The sequence below is a fragment of the Cellvibrio fontiphilus genome (assembly GCF_042646205.1).
In the GTDB taxonomy this organism is placed as follows: Bacteria; Pseudomonadota; Gammaproteobacteria; order Pseudomonadales; family Cellvibrionaceae; genus Cellvibrio; species Cellvibrio fontiphilus_A.
This window is the reverse complement of sequence record NZ_JBHRTF010000014.1, coordinates 1-15,987: the sequence shown is the minus strand read 5'-3', so window position 1 is coordinate 15,987 and position 15,987 is coordinate 1. Positions and strand designations below refer to the sequence as shown.

Sequence of the window (15,987 nt, the reverse complement as noted above, 5' to 3'; positions counted from 1 at the left end):
GGTAATACCGCGCGCCTTTTCTTCAGGTGCGTTATCGATACCATCATAACCAACAAACGCACCACCCCAGCTTTCTGCGCAAACGCGAGTCAGCGCTGCAGTCAGCGTGGTTTTACCGTGGTCAACGTGACCAATGGTGCCCACGTTGACGTGGGGCTTGTTACGTTCAAACTTCTCTTTTGCCACTTTTCAATTCCTCTGTATAGATGAAATGTCGAAACTATTCTTCGTCTCTTTGCACTCGACCCTTTGCAACAAACTCTTCAGTAATATTGCGCGGAGCCTCCTGATACTTCAAAAATTCCATGGTATAGGTGGCGCGCCCCTGAGTGGCAGAACGCAGTGAAGTCGCATAACCAAACATCTCAGCCAGCGGCACCTCTGCATCAATTACCTTACCCATCGGACTCTCATCCATACCCAGAATCATGCCCCTACGACGATTGAGGTCACCCACCACATCACCCATATTGGCTTCGGGAGTAACAACCTCAACTTTCATGATCGGCTCCAGCAGCACAGCACCGCCTTTTTGAGCCAGCTTCTTGGTCGCCATAGAAGCAGCGATTTTAAACGCCATTTCCGATGAATCAACATCATGATAGGAGCCATCAAAAACGACAGCCTTAAGACCCAACAACGGGTAACCTGCCAACACGCCATTTTGCATCTGCTCGGAAATACCCTTTTGAATTGCCGGTATAAATTCTTTAGGAACCACACCGCCAACTACTTCATTCACAAACTCCAAGCCTTCTGCACTCTCATCTGCACCAGGAGAGAAGCGAATCCAACAGTGGCCGTATTGACCTCGACCACCAGATTGACGAACAAACTTGCCTTCAATTTCACAAGTGTTACGAATGGCTTCGCGATAAGCCACCTGAGGCTTACCTATATTTGCCTCCACACCAAATTCACGACTCATACGATCAACAATGATATCGAGGTGCAACTCACCCATACCACCAATAATAGTCTGACCAGTCTCCTCATCGGTGCGAACACGGAAGGATGGATCCTCCTGAGCCAACTTGCTCAGAGCAACACCCATCTTTTCTTGGTCAGCCTTCGTTTTTGGCTCAACCGCCACATGAATCACTGGCTCAGGAAAGTCCATTCGCTCAAGAACAATCGGATGATCTATTGCACACAAAGTATCGCCAGTAGTGCAATCCTTGAAACCGATACCGGCAGCAATATCACCAGCCAGTACTTCTTTAATCTCATTGCGCTGATTGGCATGCATTTGCACCATGCGCCCAACCCGCTCTTTTTTACCTTTAACCGAATTCAACACCGTATCGCCAGACTGCAAGGTTCCGGAATAAACGCGAAAGAAAGTCAGAGTGCCAACGAACGGATCGGTTGCAATTTTAAAGGCGAGCGCAGAAAAGGGTTCATCATCACTTGCCATGCGGCTAGCAACAGTTTCACCATCCTCCAAAACACCCTCTATCGCCTTCACTTCAGTAGGCGCCGGCAGATAATCAACCACAGCATCCAGCATTGCCTGGACACCTTTGTTTTTAAAGGCCGAACCACCTATCACCGGGATAATTTCATTTGCCAAGGTACGAGCACGTATACCCGCCTTAATCTCACTCTCGGTCAGATCTTCACCACCAAGGTACTTCTCCATCAGTTCTTCGCTTGATTCGGCGGCCGCTTCAATCAGCTGCTCGCGCATTTTTTGACACAACTCCTGAATCTCAGCTGGCACAGACTCGTAATTGAAAGTCATACCCTGATCAGCCTCATTCCAGATAATTGCTTGCATCTTTACAAGATCAACCACACCTTTAAATTCATCCTCCGCACCAATAGTCATCTGCAAAGGAACAGGGCTTGCCCCCAATCGGGATTTTAATTGCTCGACCACCCTCAGGTAATTGGCACCCGTGCGATCCATCTTATTGACAAACACAATCCGTGGAACTTCATATTTGTTAGCTTGACGCCATACCGTCTCGGTTTGCGGCTGAACGCCCGAGGAACCACACAAGACAACCACAGCTCCATCCAACACACGCAGAGAGCGCTCCACCTCAATGGTAAAATCAACGTGACCCGGCGTATCAATAACATTGATACGGTGCTCATCGTATTGACCTGCCATACCCTTCCAAAAAGTGGTTACGGCAGCCGAAGTGATGGTAATTCCCCGCTCCTGCTCCTGCACCATCCAATCCGTAGTGGCAGCGCCGTCGTGAACCTCACCAAGCTTGTGAGACAGACCGGTATAAAACAATATGCGCTCAGTAGTGGTCGTTTTACCAGCATCAACGTGCGCGCATATGCCGATGTTGCGATAACGTGCGATAGGAGTCTTACGTGCCACTGCTTTTCTCTCCGATTACTATTCGCCACATAAAGCAAAGGCAGCCTTGCTGCCTTTGCTTTACACAGGATGTTTGAAGCTGCACCCGAATTAGAAACGGAAATGCGAGAACGCCTTGTTCGCTTCAGCCATACGGTGAACGTCTTCACGTTTTTTAACCGCAGCACCCTTACCTTGAGCAGCATCCATCAACTCACCAGCCAAGCGAGCAGGCATTGATTTCTCGCCACGCTTGCGTGAGTAATCTACCAACCAACGCATTGCCAGAGCGGTACGACGAGACGCACGAACCTCAACTGGAACTTGATAAGTTGCACCACCCACACGGCGAGATTTAACCTCAACCAACGGAGCAATGTTTTCAAGAGCCTCGGAGAAAACCTCCAAAGGATCACGGTTCAATTTGGTTTTAACGATATCCATAGCGCCATAAATAATGCGCTCTGCTACCGACTTCTTACCACTGATCATCACGTGGTTCATAAATTTCGCCAGAGTCACGTTGCCGTACTTAGGATCCGGCAGCGTGTCGCGTTTGGCGACGACTCGTCTTCTTGGCATGTCAAAAGCCTCTCTTCAGGGATTTTCCAAGACAACACTAAAAACCAGATTGTTTGAAGTTTGCTTGGCCTTACTCGGTGGTAAACCGAAAAACATCAACGAACAAAGAATGCTAGCGGCGGAAAAACATCCGCCCGAGACATTACTTAGGACGTTTTGCACCGTATTTGGAGCGACCTTGTTTACGCTTGGCAACACCGGAAGTATCCAGTGAACCACGTACAGTGTGGTAACGCACACCTGGCAAGTCTTTTACACGACCACCACGAATCAGCACCACGCTGTGCTCTTGCAAGTTATGGCCTTCACCGCCGATATAGGAAGACACTTCAAAACCATTGGTCAAACGAACACGGCACACTTTACGCAATGCTGAGTTTGGCTTTTTAGGTGTAGTCGTATAAACGCGAGTGCAAACACCGCGTCTTTGCGGATTGCCTTGCAGAGCAGGAACGTCGCTCTTGTCTACGATACGTTTTCTTGGCTTACGAACCAACTGGTTGATCGTCGGCATGAAAACTAACTCCATAGATAAAAAACGCCTTCATCTTATCGAAGGCAGGTTTAAGAAAGCGGGTTTTCTATTAAAGACACCTGCTTCCCACTTCGGAAAAAGTGGGTGGCGCATTGTAAAGATGCACTCCCCCACCGTCAAGGCAAAGTCCGCTTATTTACTGACCAAGCAATAGCTTGCCCGATAAAAAAGCAAGACTGGCATAGCCAGTCTTGCTTGGGATATTGCCCGAGACACCTAGGTGACTCTTATTTACTAACAAGCATTAGCCAATGCTTGATTTTAGCGCCTCGGTTAGTGCTGCTTCGACATCTTCAGCGCTCACACCAACATCTTGTATTTGCGCTGCCTCACGACGGCGCTTGCGGTCTGAATGGTAGGCCAAGCCTGTACCTGCAGGAATCAACCGACCTACAACAACGTTCTCTTTCAAGCCACGCAATGCATCTTTTTTGCCAGTTACAGCAGCCTCTGTAAGAACGCGAGTAGTCTCTTGGAACGACGCTGCAGAAATGAACGATTCTGTTGCCAAAGACGCTTTGGTGATACCCAACAGTTGACGCTCATAGTTGGCAGGCTGACGCCCCTCTGCACGCAGCTTTTCGTTCTCCTCCAGCAACTGGTTGTATTCGACCTGCTCGCCTTTCACGAAGGAAGAGTCACCCATAGTGGTGATTTCTACCTTACGCAACATCTGACGCACAATGGTTTCAATGTGCTTGTCGTTAATTTTCACACCTTGCAAACGATAAACATCTTGAATCTCGTTAGTGATGTAACGCGCCAGTGCCTCAACACCCTGCAAACGCAGGATATCGTGCGGGTTGCTTGGGCCATCAGAAACAACTTCACCCTTGGCAACCATCTCACCTTCAAAAACCGTCAGCTGACGATGCTTTGGAATCAAGACTTCGTAGTGAGTTGAACCATCTTCTAATACCTGACCATCAGTTGGGGTGATAATCAAGCGGCGCTTACCTTTGGTTTCTTTACCAAAGCTGACGGTACCTGAGATTTCCGCCAAAATTGACGGCTCTTTCGGACGACGCGCTTCAAACAAGTCAGCAACACGCGGCAGACCACCGGTAATGTCGCGGGTCTTGGAACCCTCTTGTGGGATACGCGCAATAATGTCGCCCACATTGATGATGTCGCCGTTGTTGATGCTTAAAATCGCCTTGGCCGGCAGCATGTAGTGTGCAGGCACATTGGTGTTGGCCAAGAACAACTCTTTACCTTTAGCATCGACCAGAGTTACTGCTGGACGCAAATCTTTACCCGCAGAAGGGCGCTCAGCCGGATCGAGAATCTCGATAGAGCTAAGACCAGTCAGCTCGTCGGTTTGACGACGAATAGAAAGACCATCTTCCATACCCGAGAAGGCAACTGTACCCGCCACTTCCGATACGATTGGGTGAGTGTGCGGATCCCACTTAGCGATAACTTGGCCACCTTTGACAGCCTCGCCATCTTTTACTGTGATCAATGCACCGTAAGGAATCTTGTAACGCTCACGCTCACGACCGCTGGCATCGGCAATCGCCAATTCACCGGAGCGCGACACAGCGACCAAATTACCGGCCGGGTTGCTGACTACCTTCACGTTAAGCAAACGAACGGTACCTTCCTGTTTAACCTGTACGCTATCCGCGGCAGATGCTCTCGATGCCGCACCACCGATGTGGAAGGTACGCATGGTCAGCTGGGTACCTGGCTCACCGATTGACTGGGCTGCGATAACACCCACTGCTTCACCCACGTTAACGCGATGACCACGAGCCAAATCACGACCGTAGCACATAGAGCAGATACCACTGCGCGCCTCACAAGTAATGGGCGAACGAACCAGAACTTCGTCGATACCCATGGCTTCAACGCGCTCAACCCAAGCTTCGTCGATCATAGTGCCCGCAGGAACTAGAATCTCATCTGTACCCGGACGAATAACATCGCGAGCAATGATACGACCCAGAATGCGATCACCCAGAGATTCGATAACATCGCCACCTTCAATAACAGGCGACATGGTCAGGCCTTCATCGGTGCCACAGTCTTGCATGGTTACCACCAGATCCTGAGCAACGTCAACCAAACGACGAGTCAAGTAACCGGAGTTTGCCGTTTTAAGTGCAGTATCCGCCAAACCTTTACGCGCACCGTGGGTTGAGATGAAGTACTGGAGTACGTTCAAACCTTCACGGAAGTTCGCCTTGATGGGCGTTTCAATAATCGAGCCGTCTGGACGCGCCATCAAACCACGCATACCGGCCAACTGACGAATCTGGGCTGGCGAACCACGCGCACCCGAGTCGGCATACATAAACACTGAGTTGAAAGAAGGTTGCAACTCTTCAACGCCATCGCGGTTGATAACCGACTCTTTGGAAATACCTTCCATCATCGATTTGGCAACCAGATCATTGGCGCGCGACCAGATGTCGATGACTTTGTTGTACTTCTCACCCTGGGTTACCAGACCTGACGCGTACTGGGTTTCAATCTCTTTCACTTCTGCATCGGCACGACCGATGATCTCAGCCTTGGCAGCAGGAATAGTAAAGTCATTAACGCCGATAGATGAACCAGACTTGGTAGAGAAGTCATAGCCCATATACATCAAGCGGTCGGCAAAAATCACGGTAGCTTTCAAACCAACCACGCGATAGCAGTAGTTGATTGCTGCTGAAATGGCCTTCTTAACCATCGGACGGTTAATCATTTCCAGCGGCATGCCGGGCGGGCAAATCTCCCACAACAAGACGCGACCAACAGTGGTATCAACCAATTTCACTGTAGTAGTTTTCTCGCCTTCCTCACCGATCAGGGTTTCGCTCAAGCGCACCTTGATACGAGCCTGGAGATCAACTTGCTTGGAATAATAAGCCCGCGACACTTCTGCTGGATCAGCAAATACCATGTTCTCGCCCTTGGCGTTTACACGGTCACGAGTCATCCAATACAAGCCCAATACCACGTCCTGAGAAGGAACGATAATTGGCTCACCTGACGCGGGCGACAGAATGTTGTTGGTAGACATCATCAGGGCGCGCGCTTCCAGCTGAGCTTCAATAGTCAGAGGAACGTGAACTGCCATCTGGTCACCGTCGAAGTCGGCGTTGTACGCGGAACAAACCAGCGGGTGCAGTTGGATTGCCTTACCTTCGATCAATACGGGCTCAAATGCTTGAATACCAAGACGGTGAAGTGTCGGTGCACGGTTCAGGAGAACTGGGTGCTCGCGGATAACTTCGTCGAGAATATCCCAAACAACAGCTTCTTCACGCTCAACCATTTTCTTGGCGGCTTTGATGGTGGTTGCCAAACCGCGCAATTCAAGCTTGCTGAAAATAAACGGTTTGAACAATTCCAGTGCCATTTTCTTTGGCAGACCGCACTGATGCAAACGCAGGGTTGGACCTACCACGATCACCGAACGACCAGAGTAGTCAACACGCTTACCAAGCAGGTTTTGACGGAAACGACCTTGCTTACCCTTAATCATATCCGCCAAAGATTTCAGCGGACGCTTGTTTGAACCGGTGATCGCACGACCGCGACGGCCGTTATCAAGCAATGCATCTACCGCTTCTTGCAACATACGTTTTTCGTTGCGCACGATGATGTCTGGCGCATTCAAGTCCAGCAGGCGCTTCAAACGGTTGTTACGGTTGATTACGCGACGATACAAATCGTTCAAGTCAGAGGTCGCAAAACGACCGCCATCCAGCGGAACCAATGGGCGCAAATCAGGCGGCAATACCGGCAACACTTCCATGACCATCCACTCAGGCTTATTGCCCGAGAAGAAGAATGCTTCCAACAGTTTCAAACGCTTGGAGTATTTCTTGATCTTGGTTTCGCTGGTGGTGTTTGGAATTTCTTCGCGCAGGCGTTGGATCTCCGATTCCAAGTCGATAGCACGCATCAAGGTCTGAATTGCTTCAGCCCCCATTTGCGCCTCGAATTCGTCACCAAACTCTTCCATCGCTTCGAAGTATTGCTCGTCAGAGAGCAATTGACCGCGCTCAAGCGTAGTCATGCCAGGCTCGGTCACAACGTAGGATTCAAAATAAAGCACGCGTTCAATATCGCGCAGGGTCATGTCCAACAGCAAACCAATACGGCTCGGCAGTGACTTCAAGAACCAGATATGCGCAACCGGGCTGGCCAACTCTATGTGACCCATACGCTCACGGCGCACTTTTGCCAGAGTCACTTCAACACCGCACTTCTCACAGATAATGCCGCGGTGCTTCATGCGCTTGTACTTACCACACAAGCACTCGTAATCTTTTACGGGGCCAAATATTTTGGCGCAAAACAAACCTTCGCGCTCTGGCTTGAAGGTACGATAGTTAATGGTTTCCGGCTTTTTAACTTCGCCGAATGACCATGAACGAATCATTTCGGGTGATGCCAAACTAATACGAATAGAGTCGAACTCTTCGACCTGTCCCTGGGACTTGAGCAAATTCAGTAAGTCTTTCAAGGCGCTTTCTCCTGTTGGCTCCGCGGGAGCTTTCATTAAACTTCGAGGCAAATTCTTGTCGGCAATGCTGACAGGCAAACAACAGGGTAACGAGAGTTAACTCCCGTTACCGGAGCAAAAAACGAATTATTCGTCCTGTTCAAGCTCTATGTTGATACCCAAAGAGCGGATCTCTTTAACCAATACGTTGAAAGATTCCGGCATGCCAGGCTCCATGCGATGGTCACCATCCACGATGTTTTTGTACATCTTGGTACGACCGGCAACGTCATCCGACTTAACGGTCAACATTTCCTGCAAGGTATAAGCTGCACCGTATGCTTCCAGCGCCCACACTTCCATCTCACCGAAACGCTGACCACCGAATTGCGCCTTACCACCCAGAGGCTGCTGGGTAACCAAGCTGTAAGAACCTGTTGAACGGGCATGCATCTTGTCGTCCACCAAGTGGTTCAACTTCAGCATATACATGTAGCCGACAGTAACTGGTCGAGTGAACTGATCACCAGTACGACCATCGTAGAGCACGGTTTGGCCAGTGTCTGACAAGCCGGCCAAACGCAACAAAGCCTTGATCTCGTGTTCTTTTGCACCATCGAACACTGGTGTGGCCATAGGCACGCCATCAACGAGGTTTTTAGCCAGATCCAGAATCTCTTTATCGCTGAATGAGGCCAGATCTTCTTTCGCAGCTACATCCCCGGTCTTGTTGTAAACCTCTTCGAGGAAAGAACGAATCTCTGCGATAGCTTTTTGCTCTTGCAGCATGTTGTTGATTTTTACACCCAGACCTTTGGCGGCCATACCCAAGTGCATTTCTAACACCTGACCCACGTTCATACGTGAGGGTACGCCGAGAGGATTGAGGACGATATCAACAGTTTCGCCGTTTTCGTCATAGGGCATATCTTCGATCGGCATAATGACCGAGATAACCCCTTTGTTACCGTGACGACCAGCCATCTTGTCGCCAGGCTGGATACGACGCTTGATCGCGAGATAAACCTTAACGATTTTCAACACGCCAGGAGCCAAGTCGTCGCCAGTAGACAACTTGCGCTTCTTGTCCTCGAAACGCTCGTCAAGAATCTTGCGGCGCTCTGCCAGCTGTTCTTCTGCACGGTCGATTTGCTCGTTAAGAGCCTCTTCCGTCATACGCAATTTGAACCACTGATCTTTTTCCAAACCATCAAGGATTTCATGCGTTAAGGCTTCGCCTTTCTTCACATTTTTTCCTGACGCAACGGTTTGACCAACCAAAGCAGAACGTAAACGCTCGAAAGTTGCAGACTCAACAATACGGTATTCTTCGTTGAGGTCTTTACGCACTTCATCTAACTGAGCCTTTTCAATTTCCAGGCTGCGCTGGTCTTTTTCAAGTCCATCGCGAGTGAATACCTGAACGTCAATCACTGTACCTTTGGTACTTGAAGGCACACGCAAAGATGTGTCTTTAACATCGGAGGCTTTTTCACCGAAGATAGCACGCAGCAGCTTTTCTTCCGGAGTGAGTTGGGTTTCACCTTTTGGCGTTACCTTACCTACCAGAATGTCGCCACCACCTACCTCGGCACCAATATAAACAATGCCAGATTCATCAAGCTTACTCAGTGCGCTCTCACCAACATTGGGGATATCTGCAGTGATTTCTTCACTACCCAACTTGGTATCGCGTGCGATACAGGTCAATTCCTGAATATGGATGGTGGTGAAGCGATCTTCTTGTACAACGCGCTCTGAGACCAAAATCGAGTCTTCGAAGTTGTAACCGTTCCAAGGCATAAATGCGATACGCATGTTTTGCCCAAGAGCCAGCTCACCCATATCTACTGATGGACCATCAGCCAAAATATCGCCGCGCGAGACACTATCACCCATGCTTACAATCGGGCGCTGGTTGATACAGGTATTTTGGTTGGAGCGGGTGTATTTGATCAGGTTGTAAATATCAACACCGGCATCACCGGCCTCAACTTCTGCATCGTGAACTTTTACTACGATACGACCAGCATCAACGCTATCAATCACACCACCGCGTTTAGCGACCACACACACACCGGAGTCGGCAGCTACATTGCGCTCCATACCGGTTCCTACCAGTGGCTTTTGTGAGCGCAGGGTTGGGACTGCTTGACGCTGCATGTTCGAACCCATGAGAGCACGGTTGGCGTCATCGTGCTCAAGGAACGGAATCAGAGAGGCTGCAACTGAAACGACCTGACGTGCAGACACATCCATATATTGAACGTCTGCGGGGGCTTTCAATGTAAATTCGTTCAAGTGACGAACAGACACTAACTCTTCAGTCAGATTGCCATTTTCATCGAGCGTTGCCGATGCCTGAGCAATAACGTAATCAGACTCATTAATTGCTGACAGGAAATCAATTTCGTTGGTGACTTTGCCATTGACAACTTTGCGATACGGGCTCTCAAGGAAGCCGTAGTTGTTGGTGCGCGCATAGGTTGCCAGGGAGTTGATCAGGCCAATGTTTGGACCTTCCGGCGTTTCAATCGGGCACACACGACCATAGTGCGTTGGATGTACGTCACGCACCTCAAAGCCAGCACGCTCCCGTGTCAAACCGCCTGGGCCAAGCGCAGAGACACGACGCTTGTGCGTGATCTCCGAGAGCGGATTGTTCTGATCCATAAACTGCGAAAGCTGTGAAGAGCCGAAGAATTCTTTTACTGCGGCAGCAACGGGCTTGGCATTGATCAGATCTTGCGGCATTAAGCCTTCACTTTCCGCCATAGACAAGCGTTCTTTCACAGCGCGCTCAACACGGACCAAACCAACGCGGAACTGGTTTTCAGCCATCTCTCCCACAGAGCGAACACGACGGTTGCCCAGGTGATCGATATCGTCAACAACGCCTTTACCGTTGCGAATAGAAATCAATGTCTTCATCACATCGACTATATCGTCGTTAGAAAGCGTACCTTCGCCAGTCTCGGCTTCACGCCCTAAACGGCGATTGAATTTCATACGACCTACGGCGGATAAGTCATAACGCTCTTGCGAGAAGAACAAATTCTGGAACAGCGCTTCTGCCGATTCTTTGGTTGGCGGCTCGCCAGGACGCATCATGCGATAGATCTCAACGAGCGCCTCTAATGCAGTGCGGGTTGGATCTACACGCAAAGTGTCAGAAATAAACGCACCACAATCCAACTCGTTGGTGTAAAGCGTCTCAACTTTTTCTACACCAGCCGCAGCAAGCTTTGACAGAACATCAGCGGTGATTTCAGTGTTGCATTCAAAAAGCAGCTCACCAGTGCGGGTATCAATAATATCTTTCGCCAAAGAACGCCCCAGCAGATATTCCGCTGGAACATCCATCTGGTTGACGCCAGCTTTTTCCAACTGACGGATATGGCGTGCAGTAATACGGCGACCTTCTTCGACAATCACATTGCCTTTGTCGTCTTTGATATCGAAGGTAGCAACATCGCCACGTAAGCGAGACGGAACCACTTCATAACTAAACTGGCCATCTTTGCCCAGCATAAACGCACTGGTATCAAAGAACATTGCCAACATTTCTTGTGAGCTAAAGCCAAGCGCACGCAACAGGATGGTGGCAGGTAATTTACGGCGGCGATCAATACGCACATAGAGTAAATCTTTAGGGTCGAATTCAAAATCTAACCATGAACCGCGATAGGGAATAATGCGCGCAGAAAACAGCAACTTACCAGAAGAGTGCGTCTTGCCCTTGTCGTGATCAAAGAACACACCTGGTGAGCGATGTAATTGAGATACGATAACGCGTTCAGTACCGTTAATAACAAAAGTACCGTTGTCGGTCATGAGCGGAATTTCGCCCATATAAACTTCTTGCTCTTTGATGTCTTTAATTGCTTTATTAGAAGATTCGCGATCATAAATAATCAGACGAACTTTCACTCGCAAGGGAACAGCGTAGGTAACACCACGCAGAATACATTCATTAACATCAAAAGCGGCTTTGCCAAGGTTGTAGCTCACGTATTCGAGGGCTGCATTGCCTGAGTAGCTAACAATAGGAAAAACAGAGCGAAAAGCAGCGTGCAAACCCATATCTTCACGCTTGGTGGGCAGGGTATCTGCCTGGGTAAACTTTCTGTAGGAATCTAACTGAATCGCCAAAAGATAAGGTACATCCATTACATGTGGCAGTTTGCCAAAATCCTTACGGATACGTTTTTTCTCAGTATATGAGTAAGCCATCTGTATTCCCCAGCTTGTTCGCGAATCGGGCTTGATCGCAGCCATGAAAACGCGTGTGCGTTTCTTTGTAAAAACTTGCTTGAATTCGATAATTTTCAGACTGCTTCGAAGCAATCATTAGCATAACCAGCGCAACAGCTATTTGTGCCTCACGCTTTTGCTACAACACACGATAGGTTTCTGAAAACAGAAAAAGGCTGGCGAGCAAACTGCTCACCAGCCTTGTGCCCATTCTGCAAATGGACGCGATGACACTGCGTAAAATTACTTAACTTCTACGAGTGCGCCAGCTTCTTCCAGTTTAGCCTTGGCTGCATCAGCATCGGCTTTGGAAACTGCTTCTTTAACTGCTTTAGGAGCGCTCTCAACCAAATCTTTAGCTTCTTTCAAGCCAAGGCCGGTCAATTCACGCACTGCTTTAATAACGTTTACTTTCTTATCGCCAGCAGAAGAAAGAATTACGTCAAACTCAGTTTGTTCTTCAGCAGCAGCAACAGGACCAGCAGCTACAGCAACAGTAGCGGCAGCAGCGCTAACGCCAAATTTATCTTCCATTGCAGTGATCAGCTCAACAACGTCTTTAACAGACATTTCTGCGATGGCATTGATGATATCGTCTTTAGTCAGAGACATGTCTCAATTCCTAATTAGTGGAGCATATTGCTCATTAAATCTAAAAGTAAGCATCAATCCGAAGATTAAGCTGCTTGCTGTTCTTTTTGATCGCGAACTGCCGCAATAGTGCGAACCAGTTTGCCAGCGGAAGCCTCTTTCATCACGCTCATCAGGCGAGCAATAGCTTCGTCGTATGTTGGCAGAGTTGCCAACATTGCGATGTTCACTAACTCACCTTCAAAGGCAGCAGCTTTCAACTCAAACTTATCATTTTCTTTCGCGAAATCCTGAAGGATACGCGCACCAGCACCTGGGTGCTCAGTAGAAAATGCAATCAAAGTTGGACCTACGAACTTGTCAGAAAGACACTCGTAAGCTGTACCTTGCACAGCGCGACGAGCCAACGTGTTACGGACGACTTTTACCCAGACGCCTGCTTCACGGGCTTGCTTGCGCAGAGCAGTCATTTTGCCAACAGTTACACCGCGAGAATCGGCGATAACGGCTGACAAAGCGCTCTTTGCAGCTTCTTGGACTTCAGCGACAATCGCTTTTTTGCCTTCAAGTCCTAATGCCACGGGATTTCTCCTGCATGGATAATCAGCACCTTAATATTTATCGGTTGATTATCGTTAACTACAAGCTCTAACTAAACTCATTAGAACCATTATTCGGTGATTTAATTTATTGCAATTAATGCAGCAAATTGGGTCTCACCATCTGCGTAGGTTATTAAGTTCAAAAAAATTATTGAACACCTACGGTCTTTGACGGCCCACTGATTAGCGGACCCCAAAGTTCTTTAGCTCGCAATTAAACTGCGAGCGAAGCCTGATCGATCAATAGGCCAGGGCCCATTGTCGTGCTCAGGTAAATTTTCTTCAGATAAATGCCTTTTGAAGTTGCAGGCTTAGCTTTTTTCAGGTCAGAAACCAGAGCTTCAAGGTTTTCTTTGATAGCCACTGCCTCGAAAGAAATCTTACCTAAGCCGCCGTGCACGATACCGCCTTTTTCAGCGCGATAGCGAACTTGACCAGCTTTTGCATTTTTAACTGCAGTTACAACGTCAGGAGTTACTGTGCCTGTTTTAGGGTTTGGCATAAGACCACGAGGACCAAGTACTTGACCCAATTGACCAACAACACGCATTGCATCAGGGCTTGCGATGACAACATCAAAATCCATCTTACCGGCCTTGATTTCAGCTGCCAGTTCATCCATTCCAACATACTCAGCACCCGCTGCTTTTGCAGCTTCAGCATTCGCCCCTTGGGTAAATACAGCGACACGCACGGACTTGCCGTTGCCGTGTGGCAGTGTGGTTGCACCGCGAACAGACTGGTCTGACTTACGAGGATCAATACCAAGACTGATAGAAACATCCACAGTTTCAGCAAACTTGACAGTAGAGAGCTCTTTTAACAAAGCCACTGCATCTTCGATTGAATACTGCTTGCTAGTGTCAATCTTCTCGTTAATTGCACGTTGACGCTTAGTAATTTTAGCCATCTTATACCCCCTCCACATCCAGGCCCATAGAACGCGCAGAACCTGCAATGGTGCGTACAGCAGCATCCATATCAGCAGCAGTCAAATCCGGCATTTTAGTAGTTGCGATTGCCTCAAGCTGGGCACGGTTTACCTTGCCGACTTTGTTGGTATTTGGACGCCCACTACCGCTAGTGATTCCGGCAGCTTTTTTCAGCAAGAAAGAAGCTGGAGGCGTTTTCATTACGAAAGTAAAGCTGCGATCGCTATATACACTGATGATCACAGGAACTGGAGCACCAACTTCCATACCCTGAGTCTGCGCGTTGAACGCCTTACAGAACTCCATAATATTTACACCATGCTGACCAAGAGCTGGGCCTACTGGTGGACTTGGGTTTGCCTTGCCAGCTGCAACCTGCAGCTTAACGTAAGCGGTTACTTTTTTTGCCATGATTAACTCCCCTATGGGTATTAGCGCCTCAACTAATTTTTTGGCAAAAATTAGCGTCTTAGGCTCCCCGCCTCAATCTACTACTGAGACACGAAAACCCCTCCTCGCTTTTAGCGAAGAGGGGCGTTAAAAATCTTCTTAATTAAGTCTTTTCGACTTGACCAAACTCCAGCTCAACTGGGGTAGAACGACCAAAAATCAGAACAGCCACACGAAGCTTGTTTTTATCGTAATTTACTTCTTCAACAACACCATTAAAGTCATTAAATGGACCATCAATTACTCGAACCATCTCGCCAGGCTCAAAGACAGTTTTCGGCTTCGGCTTTTCCATTGAATCATCAACACGGCGAAGTATTGCTTCAGCTTCTTTCTCTGTAATAGGAGCTGGCTGATCTGCCTTTCCGCCTATAAATCCCATAACGCGGGGCGTATCTTTTACGAGATGCCAAGTGTCGTCATTTAATTCCATCTGAACTAACACATAGCCTGGGAAAAATTTGCGCTCACTTTTACGCTTCTGACCACCACGCATCTCAATCACTTCTTCAGTGGGGACTAGAATTTCACCGAAGCTTTCTTCCATCCCATAGAGTGCAACGCGCTCACGCAGAGAAATAGCAACCTTTTTCTCATAGCCTGAGTAAGCATGAACAACGTACCAACGCTTAGCCATACCGAATTAACCTATGATACTTGAGGCAACAAAACCAAATAATGTGTCAAGCAGCCAGAGGATAACTGCAGTAACAAAAACAACAAGGAGCACAATAAGTGTTGTTTGGTTAGTTTCTTGACGAGTGGGCCAAACAACTTTACGCAACTCAACTAAAGAACCACGCACCACCTCGGATATCGCAGCACCCTTTGCAGTTTGCAGAGCAATAGCTATGGCAAGTGCTGCCAACACCATTAAACCAAGTGCACGATAGAGAATTGATTCAGCTGAAAAATGAGAGTTCCCAACAACACCAGCCGCAACCACCGCAAAGACCAAAACCCATTTTAATGCGTCAAGTCGATAAACTTTTTCTTCAGTATTTGCTGTCATTATCGCAGGAAACCTTCATGAAATTTGGCAGGCCAGGAGGGACTCGAACCCCCAACACCCGGTTTTGGAGACCGGTGCTCTACCAATTGAACTACTGGCCTAAGACAAAACAAGCAATAAGAAAAGGACGGACCACAGCGGCCCGACCTTTATCTAGCTTCAATTACTGAATGATTTTGGCAACTACACCAGCACCAACAGTACGACCACCTTCACGGATAGCAAAACGCAGGCCGTCTTCCATCGCGATTGGGTGAATCAA

At 48.5% G+C, this 15,987-nt stretch carries 13 protein-coding genes and 1 tRNA gene; all 14 read right to left on the bottom strand.

The annotated features are described in order from the left end of the window. On the bottom strand, positions 1 to 186 hold a 186-nt coding region (locus ACFODX_RS16225), incomplete at its 3' end, for a GTP-binding protein (RefSeq protein WP_378121086.1). A gap of 34 nt (positions 187 to 220) precedes the next feature. Next, positions 221 to 2,341: an elongation factor G gene (gene fusA, locus ACFODX_RS16220; protein WP_378121084.1), complete on the bottom strand. Its 2,121-nt coding sequence runs from the start codon at positions 2,339 to 2,341 to the stop codon at positions 221 to 223. 90 nt (positions 2,342 to 2,431) lie between these two features. Beyond that, entirely contained in the window at positions 2,432 to 2,902 is a 471-nt protein-coding gene (rpsG, locus tag ACFODX_RS16215; protein WP_007644453.1) for a 30S ribosomal protein S7, read from the bottom strand. A gap of 142 nt (positions 2,903 to 3,044) precedes the next feature. Continuing rightward, positions 3,045 to 3,416, bottom strand: coding sequence for a 30S ribosomal protein S12 (gene rpsL / locus ACFODX_RS16210; protein ID WP_324259688.1), 372 nt, complete (start codon positions 3,414 to 3,416; stop codon positions 3,045 to 3,047). A gap of 265 nt (positions 3,417 to 3,681) precedes the next feature. Then, complete coding sequence (rpoC, locus tag ACFODX_RS16205) at positions 3,682 to 7,905, bottom strand: DNA-directed RNA polymerase subunit beta' (protein ID WP_324259687.1); 4,224 nt, start codon at positions 7,903 to 7,905, stop codon at positions 3,682 to 3,684. Positions 7,906 to 8,031: 126 nt separating this feature from the next. After that, on the bottom strand, positions 8,032 to 12,117 hold the full coding sequence (rpoB, locus tag ACFODX_RS16200) for a DNA-directed RNA polymerase subunit beta (protein WP_378121081.1): 4,086 nt from the start codon (positions 12,115 to 12,117) through the stop codon (positions 8,032 to 8,034). 264 nt (positions 12,118 to 12,381) lie between these two features. After that, positions 12,382 to 12,750, bottom strand: coding sequence for a 50S ribosomal protein L7/L12 (rplL, locus tag ACFODX_RS16195; protein ID WP_378121078.1), 369 nt, complete (start codon positions 12,748 to 12,750; stop codon positions 12,382 to 12,384). 65 nt (positions 12,751 to 12,815) lie between these two features. Beyond that, positions 12,816 to 13,310 (bottom strand): 50S ribosomal protein L10, encoded by a 495-nt coding sequence (gene rplJ, locus ACFODX_RS16190; protein WP_378121076.1) that lies wholly within the window; start codon positions 13,308 to 13,310, stop codon positions 12,816 to 12,818. Positions 13,311 to 13,545: 235 nt separating this feature from the next. Continuing rightward, complete coding sequence (gene rplA / locus ACFODX_RS16185; protein ID WP_378121075.1) at positions 13,546 to 14,241, bottom strand: 50S ribosomal protein L1; 696 nt, start codon at positions 14,239 to 14,241, stop codon at positions 13,546 to 13,548. 1 nt (position 14,242) lies between these two features. Next, a complete protein-coding gene (rplK, locus tag ACFODX_RS16180; RefSeq protein WP_378121074.1) occupies positions 14,243 to 14,674 on the bottom strand; it encodes a 50S ribosomal protein L11 in 432 nt (143 codons plus the stop codon). 142 nt (positions 14,675 to 14,816) lie between these two features. Then, entirely contained in the window at positions 14,817 to 15,350 is a 534-nt protein-coding gene (gene nusG / locus ACFODX_RS16175; RefSeq protein ID WP_378121072.1) for a transcription termination/antitermination protein NusG, read from the bottom strand. Positions 15,351 to 15,356: 6 nt separating this feature from the next. Then, entirely contained in the window at positions 15,357 to 15,725 is a 369-nt protein-coding gene (secE, locus tag ACFODX_RS16170; RefSeq protein ID WP_378121070.1) for a preprotein translocase subunit SecE, read from the bottom strand. A 25-nt stretch (positions 15,726 to 15,750) separates the two neighbouring features. Beyond that, positions 15,751 to 15,826: transfer RNA gene (locus tag ACFODX_RS16165), tRNA-Trp, on the bottom strand. Positions 15,827 to 15,888: 62 nt separating this feature from the next. Then, on the bottom strand, positions 15,889 to 15,987 hold a 99-nt coding region (locus ACFODX_RS16160; protein WP_378121088.1), incomplete at its 5' end, for an EF-Tu C-terminal domain-related protein.

Coding starts and splice junctions, on each gene's coding strand:
- rplL (WP_378121078.1), bottom strand. CDS start 12,750: ATGTCTCTGACTAAAGACGATATCATCAATGCCATCGCAGAAATGTCT.
- rpoB (WP_378121081.1), bottom strand. CDS start 12,117: ATGGCTTACTCATATACTGAGAAAAAACGTATCCGTAAGGATTTTGGC.
- nusG (WP_378121072.1), bottom strand. CDS start 15,350: ATGGCTAAGCGTTGGTACGTTGTTCATGCTTACTCAGGCTATGAGAAA.
- rpsL (WP_324259688.1), bottom strand. CDS start 3,416: ATGCCGACGATCAACCAGTTGGTTCGTAAGCCAAGAAAACGTATCGTA.
- rpsG (WP_007644453.1), bottom strand. CDS start 2,902: ATGCCAAGAAGACGAGTCGTCGCCAAACGCGACACGCTGCCGGATCCT.
- rplA (WP_378121075.1), bottom strand. CDS start 14,241: ATGGCTAAAATTACTAAGCGTCAACGTGCAATTAACGAGAAGATTGAC.
- secE (WP_378121070.1), bottom strand. CDS start 15,725: ATGACAGCAAATACTGAAGAAAAAGTTTATCGACTTGACGCATTAAAA.
- rplK (WP_378121074.1), bottom strand. CDS start 14,674: ATGGCAAAAAAAGTAACCGCTTACGTTAAGCTGCAGGTTGCAGCTGGC.